We start from the raw sequence: 7,983 nt of genomic DNA, 5'->3' as shown, positions 1-7,983 counted from the left end.
GTATGCCATGTTGTTCTTCTCCTGAAACCGTTTTTAGTGGTCCGGCGTCGCCGCCCAGCTGACTTTCTTCAGATCGATGCCTTCCTTGGCCATCTCGTAGAGCGGCGAAAGCTCGCGCAGCCGCTTTACCACCTCCGTCATCTTGTCGGAAACGTAATCCACTTCGGCCTCGGTGTTGAAGCGGCCCAGTCCGAAGCGGATGGAGCTGTGCGCCAGGTCGTCCCCCGTGCCCAGGGCCTTGAGCACGTACGAGGGTTCGAGCGTGGCCGAGGTGCAGGCCGAACCGCTGGAGACGGCGATGTCGCTGATGCCCATGAGCAGCGACTCGCCCTCCACGTAAGCGAAGCTCATGTTGAGGTTGCCGGGCAGGCGGTGCTCCATGGTGCCGTTGACGTAGACCTCGTCGAGGTCCTTCTCGATGCGGCTGCGCAAGCGGTCGCGCAGCGCCGCCAGGCGCTTCGACTCCTCGGGCATCTCCTGCATGCAGAGTTCGCAGGCCTTGCCCAAGCCGACGATGTTGGGCACGGCCAGGGTGCCGGAGCGCATGCCGCGCTCGTGTCCGCCGCCGTCGATCATGGCCGAGATCTGCACCCGCGGGTTCTTGCGCCGCACGTACAGCGCCCCGACGCCCTTGGGCCCGTACATCTTGTGGGCGGAGATGGACATCAGGTCGATCTTCTGCTTGTTCACGTCCACCGGGACTTTGCCCACGGCCTGGGTGGCGTCGGTGTGGAAGAGCACGCCGCGCTCGCGGCAGATGGCGCCGATCTGCTCCACCGGCTGGATCACGCCGATCTCGTTGTTCGCGAACATGATGCTGACCAGGATGGTCTTGTCGTCGATGGCGCGCTTCAGGTCTTCCAGGTCGACCAGGCCGTCGCCCTTTACGGGGAGATAGGTCACGCGGTAGCCGTACTTCTCCAGGCGCTTACAGGTATCGAGGATCGCCTTGTGCTCGGTAACCGCGGTGATGATGTGGTTGCCCTTCTCCTTGTACATCTCGGCCACGCCCTTGAGGGCCAGGTTGTCGCTCTCCGTGGCTCCGGAGGTGAAGATGATCTCCTTGGCGGTGGCGCCCACCAGCTTGGCGATGCGCTCCCGCGCCTGCTCTACTCCCTGCTCCGCCTCCCACCCGAAGGAGTGGTTGCGGCTGGCGGAGTTGCCGAACTTCTCGGTGAAGTAGGGCAGCATCTCTTCCAGCACCCGCGGATCCATGGGCGTGGTGGCATGGTTGTCCATGTAGATGGGTAGCTTCACGCCGTTTCCCGATGTCGTGGTCATAAGAACTCTCCTGCTCCTTTATCAGTTCGCGATTGCGGTGATTCCCACCAGCTCGGCCGCGGGCTTTTCCTTTTCCTCGTGCCCGTGGACATCAGTAGCGGCGCCGTCTTTCATCTCGGCGATGGTGATCCGGTTCAACACGTCCTGGATGCTCTCATTCACCTTGCGCAGCGGCTCGCGCACGGTGCAGCGCAGGCTCTGCTCGCAATCCCCATGCTTGGTGGTGCAGGAGGTGATGAGCAGGGGCCCATCGATGGACTTGATGACCTCGAAGGCGGTGATGGCGCGCGCATCGCGCGCCAGGGCGTAGCCGCCGTTGGTGCCGTGCTGCGATTGCAGCAAGCCCGCCTTCACCAGCCGCTGCAGGATCTTGGCCAGCGCCTGCGGCGGCATGCCGTAGGCCTCGGCGATGTCCTTGGCGCTGCACGCGCCCTGGCCGCACTCCGCCAGATGCTTCACCGCGATCAGCGCGTAGTCCGCTTTCTTGGTCAGCTTCAACATAAGCTCGCCTTGACCGATACCCGACTAATTAGGTCGTATATCATTTTAGATGCTTCCCGTCCCGGCTGCAAGCCTATGCAGCCAATGGTAAAAAGCAGAGGTTAAACGGTAACTCCATACGGGTGAATGACTTAGGATATCCGTCCGAAAGGGTCTTATATTTCGCACCGCGAGGAGTCCGAGTGGCCCTTCCCGAAGTTGCGCTGACGCTTGATTCCTGCACTGACTTTCCCAAGGACGCCCGGCGGTTCGGAAGGAATCGGAGGTGTCCCCGGTTGACAACCTAAAGTTCAGAGATAGAATACCCGGAATTTTCCGCTCTTGAGGCCCCGGAGGCGCGTCAGAGGCGCGCGGACATGAGTTCACCTTCACCATCGCCGGGCTCCGGCGCAGCCCACGAGGACCAGAGAGCGGAGGGTCCCTGCACGCACGCGCGGGTGCAGATCGTCGCGCGGGACGAAGACGGCGAGTTCGTCGAGTGCCTGGAGTGCCGCGAGATCTTCGAGGCTAGTGAGTTCAAGGACATGGACGCCGAAGATGGCAACCGGGAAGGCGCCGCCTAGGGTACGCTTCCGAGCGGATTCGGGAGCGCTCCTCCAACTCGTTCCCAATCTGAGAAACTACATTACTTTTGTGCTGTGGCCGATGCGCTTGTTTCTTGTCGCGGCGCGGGAAGCTTGCTAACTTGCAGGTGCGGTTCACGCCCCTCATGTCTCCTGCCGTCCTGGTCGTTGACGACTCGATGCTCATCCGCCACACCGTCTGCCGCTTTCTGGAGACACGCGGATTCGAGGTGGAGGGCGCCACCAACGGCGCCGATGCCCTGGACAAGGTCGCCGCCAGCCTCCCCGCGGTCATCATCACCGACCTGGAGATGCCTGGGATGTCGGGCCTCGAACTGATCACCGCGCTCAAGTCCCGGCCGGAGACCGCCGCCATCCCGGTGGTGGTGCCCGCCGGCCGCCGCGGGGACTCCAATCCATTCCTCGACAACCGCGCCAGCTTCGTCATCCACAAGGAAACCGACATCGAACAGCAATTGGAGAAAGCGCTGGCCGCGGTCCTGGGGGGAAGCGCCAGCTAGCCCAGGGGCAGAGAGGCTTCGGCGGAAAACTCCGGTGCCGCGAACTCTTCCGCCAGGAGCTTGGGATAGGCCGCGGCCGCGATCATGGCGGCGTTGTCGGTGGAGAGCTGGCGGGAAGGGAAGTACACCGCCAGGCCTTCGGAGGCCGCCTGGCGCTCGAACTCGCTGCGCAGCGCGAGGTTGGCCGCCACTCCTCCGGTGACGAACAGGGTCTCGGCCTCGAGCGCCCGCGCTGCCGCCAGCGTCTTGGCCACCAGGTCGTCCACCACTGAGCGCTGGAATGAGGCCGCCAGGTCGAGCGTCTCGCGGTCGCAGGCGGCCAGGATCTGATCGGGTGAAGGCCGCGTCAGCTTGGCCAGCTTCGCGCGCCGCGCATCGATCGCCGACTTCATCCCGCGCCGCTCCACCTCGCGCAGCACCGCAGTCTTAATCCCGCTGAAGGAAAAGTCGAAGCGCGCCGCTCCGGGCTCCGCGCCCCGGGGCTTCTTGCCGCGCACCTTGCCGCGCGCCTTCATCCGTGCGCGGCTGAACTCCACCGCCCGGGGGTTGCCGTGGAGAGCCAACTTCTCGATGATGGGCCCGCCGGGATAACCCAGCGCCAGCAGCTTGGCCACCTTGTCGAAGGCTTCGCCCGCCGCGTCGTCGCGCGTCTGGCCTACGTTTTGATAGGCCCACGTGGCACAGCCGTCCCCGGCCGGGGTCCCTTGCGCCAGGAATAGATGCGTGTGTCCGCCGCTTACCACCAGCGCCAGCACTGGAAAGCGCACTTCGCGGTTGCCCTTACGCTTCTCCTCGAGCAGCACCGCGTGGATGTGTCCTTCCAGATGGTTGACGGCGATCAGCGGCTTCCCCAGGCCCCAGGCCAGCGCCTTGGCGTAGGTGACGCCCACCAGCAACGCCCCGGCCAGCCCCGGCCCCTGGGTGACGGCGATGGCGTCAATGTCGTCGTACGTGCGGTGCGCCTCCGCCAGCGCCTGCCGCACCACCGGCAGGATGCCGCGCAGGTGCTCGCGCGAGGCCAGCTCCGGCACCACGCCGCCGTAGGGCTGGTGGGTGGCGATCTGCGAGAACACCACGTTCGACTCGACGTGCTCGCCGGAGCGCACCACCGCCGCCGCGGTCTCGTCGCAGGAGCTCTCGATGCCGAGGATGTAGGCGTCGCGCATGGGCGGTTCTCAGTTCCCGGTTCTCAGTTCCCAGTCAGGCAACTGCATATCCTTATAATACTATTGGATTCGTAGCAGCCGAGTCCTCACCCGATTCTGTCGGGTTGAGTGCTGAATGCTCATTGCTGATCACCGATGTCCCTGAAAGATTCCGCCACCGACATCGTGCGCACGCTGTGCCAGGCGGGCCACCAGGCCTATCTGGTCGGGGGATGCGTGCGCGACCTGCTGCTCAGCCGCGAGCCCGAAGACTACGACGTCTCGACCGACGCCACTCCCGACGAGGTGATGCGCCTTTTCCCCCAGACCTACGCCGTGGGCGCGAAGTTCGGCGTGGTGCTGGTACCGGTCGGGCCAGCGAGCGACGACCAAGCGCCTGCGGCGGTCATCGAAGTTGCCACCTTCCGCAGCGACGGCCTGTACAGCGACGGACGCCGGCCCGACGAGGTCACCTACACCAAAGACCCGAAGGAGGACGTCCAGCGGCGCGACTTCACCATCAACGGCCTGCTGCTCGACCCCATGAAGAATGACGAGGTGCTGGATTACGTCGGCGGGCGTGCCGACCTGGCCGCGAAGACCATCCGCACCATCGGCGAGCCGGGCCACCGCTTCGCCGAGGACAAGCTCCGCATGCTGCGCGCCGTGCGCTTTGCCGCCCGCTTCGATTACCAGATCGACTCCGCGACCTTCGCCGCCATCGGCAAGCTGGCGCCCGAAGTCCATCAGGTCAGCCGGGAACGGGTGCGCGACGAGCTGGTGAAAATGCTCACCGAGGGCCGCGCCCGCCGCGTTTTCGAGCTGCTTGACGCAAGCGGCCTGCTGCACGAAGTCCTGCCTGAGGTCGAGAAGATGAAGGGAGTGGAGCAGCCGCCGCAGTTCCATCCCGAAGGCGACGTCTGGGTCCACACGCTGCTGCTGCTCGCGGGCCTGCCCGCCGGATGCTCGCGCACACTGGCGGTGGGCGCACTGCTGCACGACGTGGGCAAGCCGCCGGCCTTCCGCGTGGCGCCCGACCGCATCCGCTTCGACGGCCACGTGGAGGTCGGTACGAAGATGGCGGAGGAGATCTGCCGCAGCCTGCGCTTCTCGAATCAAGACACCGAGCAGATCAGCGCCCTGGTGGCCAATCACCTGCGCTTCGCCGACGTGAAGCGCATGAAGGAGTCCACGCTCAAGCGCTTCCTACGCCTGCCGCAGTTCGAGGAGCACCTGGAGATGCATCGCCTGGACTGCCTGGCCAGCCACGGCGACCTCTCACTCTACGAGTTCGTGCGCGAGAAGCTTGCGGCGACGCCTCCGGAAGCCATCCGCCCCGCGCCGTTCCTGACCGGCGACGACCTGATCGCCGCCGGCTACTCCCCCGGGCCGCGCTTCAAGGAAATGCTGCGCGCAGTAGAGGACGCCCAGCTCGAAGGCGCGCTCACCGGCCAGGCCCAGGCGCTGGACTTCGTGCGCCGCCAGTTCCCGAAGTAAAGGGGGCCTCGAGTCCATTTGTTAGAATCAGGGTGCGTTTTTCACTGGCAACCGACAACTGAGTACTGACAACTGCCGTTATGAAAGTCACCGAAAAAGACGTCCTCTACGTCGCCGACCTGGCCAACCTGGAGCTGACGGAGGAAGAGCGCGCGCGCATGGTGCGCGACCTGAACTCCATCCTCGACCACATTGACCGGCTCAACCAACTGGACACGACGAAGGTTGCGCCCATGGCGCAGGTTTCCGACCGCTACGGCGATCCGGCCAAGACCGGCACGGCGCGCTTCGAGCACGCCATGCGCTCGGACGTTCTCGGCCCGTGCCTGACCCGCGAGGCCGCGCTGGGAAACGCGCCTGAATCGGACGGCACATTCTTCAAAGTGCCGAAGGTGATTGAGCGCTAGGCAATGGACCTGAACAAGCTCACCGCCGAATCCACGCGCGCCGCGATCGAGTGCCGCGAGACCACGGCTACCGCGCTGGCCGAAGCGTTTTACAAGAAGATCGAAGCCGAGGACCACAAGATCCACGCCTACCTCACGCTGTGCCGCGAGCGGGCGCTGGCCCAGGCTGCGAAGATCGACGCGCTGGCGGAAAAAGGTGAGCCGCTGCCGCCGCTGGCCGGCGTGCCGGTGGCCATCAAGGACGTGATGGTGACGCGCGGCGTGCGCTCTACCGCCGGCTCGCAACTCCTGGCGCACTTCATCCCGCCCTACGACTGCACGGCGGTGGCGCGCCTGGAGGCCGCGGGCGCCGTCCTGCTGGGCAAGACCAACTGCGACGAGTTCGCCATGGGTTCCTCCAACGAGAACTCCGCCTTCGGCCCGGTGCGCAATCCGCACGACCCGGAGCGCGTGCCCGGCGGCTCCTCGGGAGGCTCGGCCGCCGCGGTCGCCGCCGGCACCGCACTGGCCGCCCTGGGCTCGGACACGGGAGGCTCCATCCGCCAGCCCGCGGCGCTGTGCGGCGTGGTTGGACTGATGCCCACCTACGGCCGCGTTTCGCGCTATGGGCTGATCGCCTTTGCTTCCTCGCTCGACCATATTGGCCCGCTCACGCGCAACGTGCGCGACGCCGCGCTGCTGCTCGGCACCATGGCCGGACGCGACCTGCTGGACTCGACCTCCGCCGACCTCCCCGTCCCCGACTACCTCGCCGGGATCGAGGAGCCGGTGCGCGGCTTGAAGGTCGGAGTCCCCAAGGAATATTTCGGCGAAGGGCTGGACGCCGAAGTGCGCGCCGCCGTCGAAGCGGCGATTCAGAAGATGGCCGTCGCTGGCTGCGAGGTGGTGCCCATCTCGCTGCCGCACACCGAGTACGCCATCCCGACTTACTACGTGATTGCCACCGCCGAGGCTTCTTCGAATCTGGCGCGCTACGACGGCGTGCGCTACGGTTACCGCGTCCGCGACGCCCGCAACCTCTCTGACATGTACCGCCGCAGCCGCAACCGCGGCTTCGGAGCCGAGGTCAAGCGCCGCATCATGCTCGGTACCTACGCCCTGAGCGCTGGCTACTACGACGCCTACTACGTCAAGGCGCAGCGCGTCCGCACTTTGCTGGGCCAGGATTTCGACCAGGCCTTCACGCAGGTAGACGCCATCGTCACTCCCACCACGCCGACCCCCGCCTTCCGCCTAGGCGAGAAGGCCGACGACCCGGTCTCCATGTACCTGGCGGACATCTACACCGTCACCGCCGACCTGGCAGGCGTGCCCGGCATTTCCATCCCCTGCGGCCGCTCCAAGTCCGGGCTGCCCATCGGCCTGCAACTCGTCACCCGCCATTTCCGCGAAGATACCCTGCTGCGCCTGGCCCGCAACTGCGAACAGATGCTCACGGCTTAAGGCCTAGCCGTTAAGGTCGACATAAAGAAGGGCCTTAGCTCCTGAGGCGGGCCGTGCCTGCCACGATGCTCCTTCCATAGACATGCCGGCAGTTCGGCCAAGAGCAATCGCGGAAGCCCAATCTAAGGGGCACAAGGTGCTACCCTTCGACCCGATTCAACACGTACCCCCGGGGTGATCCGATGCGCCGCTTGCTGGTGACCGTTTGCGCGATCCTGCTTTGGGCCTCAGGTCCAGGCCATTCGCAGGACATTGCCTGCTCCTCTACGGTTCCCCTTGCAAGACAGCACCGCACCACGGTCAAGCATCGACCGCCAGCTCCGGACGCCGAGGTTCACCAGGTCAAGATAGCTGTGGTGCTGCAATGGGCACCTCCGGCTGGTGTGAGCACTCCGAAGCAGCGAAAGCTCGACCAACCATTTGCACCGCGCGAGAACGAGGTCTACACGGTGGAAGGCGACCTCTGGCGGGTCAAGGTCGAAGACAACGACTGCGACTTCCATCTGGAGCTGAGCGCACCGGGTAAGCCCAAGACTGCGTCCAGGATCATTGCGGAGATACCGCAAGGCGTGCTGTTTCTGGAGGCCAGGGGGAAGGTTTTGGAGGCACTAGCGGCCAATGGCTA

The 7,983-nt window shown here is 65.3% G+C and carries 9 protein-coding genes; 6 read left to right on the top strand and 3 right to left on the bottom strand.

Annotated elements, in window-relative coordinates; all coding sequences use genetic code 11:
- Positions 1-33: 33 nt before the first annotated feature.
- Together VGQ94_01430 and VGQ94_01425 are read right to left on the bottom strand one after the other, a co-directional pair.
- A complete protein-coding gene (locus VGQ94_01430; GenBank protein HEV2021168.1) occupies positions 34-1,281 on the bottom strand; it encodes an IscS subfamily cysteine desulfurase in 1,248 nt (415 codons plus the stop codon).
- A gap of 21 nt (positions 1,282-1,302) precedes the next feature.
- Positions 1,303-1,782, bottom strand: a complete 480-nt coding sequence (locus VGQ94_01425; protein HEV2021167.1) for an SUF system Fe-S cluster assembly regulator — start codon at positions 1,780-1,782, stop codon at positions 1,303-1,305.
- Positions 1,783-2,138: 356 nt separating this feature from the next.
- Between VGQ94_01425 and VGQ94_01420 the strand changes: the two genes are divergently transcribed.
- Positions 2,139-2,345 (top strand): hypothetical protein, encoded by a 207-nt coding sequence (locus VGQ94_01420; protein ID HEV2021166.1) that lies wholly within the window; start codon positions 2,139-2,141, stop codon positions 2,343-2,345.
- A gap of 146 nt (positions 2,346-2,491) precedes the next feature.
- Complete coding sequence (locus VGQ94_01415; protein ID HEV2021165.1) at positions 2,492-2,866, top strand: response regulator; 375 nt, start codon at positions 2,492-2,494, stop codon at positions 2,864-2,866.
- On the opposite strand, the gene tsaD is transcribed toward VGQ94_01415, so the two are convergent.
- Positions 2,863-4,032: a tRNA (adenosine(37)-N6)-threonylcarbamoyltransferase complex transferase subunit TsaD gene (gene tsaD, locus VGQ94_01410; protein ID HEV2021164.1), complete on the bottom strand. Its 1,170-nt coding sequence runs from the start codon at positions 4,030-4,032 to the stop codon at positions 2,863-2,865. The genes VGQ94_01415 and tsaD overlap by 4 nt on opposite strands.
- Positions 4,033-4,167: 135 nt before the next feature.
- Between tsaD and VGQ94_01405 the strand changes: the two genes are divergently transcribed.
- The 4 genes from VGQ94_01405 to VGQ94_01390 form a co-directional block, all read left to right on the top strand.
- On the top strand, positions 4,168-5,508 hold the full coding sequence (locus VGQ94_01405; GenBank protein HEV2021163.1) for a CCA tRNA nucleotidyltransferase: 1,341 nt from the start codon (positions 4,168-4,170) through the stop codon (positions 5,506-5,508).
- Between the two features lie 80 nt (positions 5,509-5,588).
- Positions 5,589-5,915, top strand: coding sequence for an Asp-tRNA(Asn)/Glu-tRNA(Gln) amidotransferase subunit GatC (gatC, locus tag VGQ94_01400; GenBank protein HEV2021162.1), 327 nt, complete (start codon positions 5,589-5,591; stop codon positions 5,913-5,915).
- Positions 5,916-5,918: 3 nt separating this feature from the next.
- Positions 5,919-7,358 carry an Asp-tRNA(Asn)/Glu-tRNA(Gln) amidotransferase subunit GatA gene (gene gatA / locus VGQ94_01395; GenBank protein HEV2021161.1) on the top strand — a complete coding sequence of 480 codons (1,440 nt, stop codon included), beginning with the start codon at positions 5,919-5,921 and terminating at the stop codon, positions 7,356-7,358.
- A gap of 182 nt (positions 7,359-7,540) precedes the next feature.
- The coding region (locus VGQ94_01390; GenBank protein HEV2021160.1) for a hypothetical protein at positions 7,541-7,983 on the top strand (443 nt) is incomplete at its 3' end.

This window comes from Terriglobales bacterium (assembly GCA_035937135.1).
Taxonomy (GTDB): Bacteria; Acidobacteriota; Terriglobia; order Terriglobales; family Acidobacteriaceae; genus DASYVL01.
The sequence above is the reverse complement of the archived record's forward strand: the minus strand, read 5'-3'. Positions and strand labels throughout refer to the sequence as shown.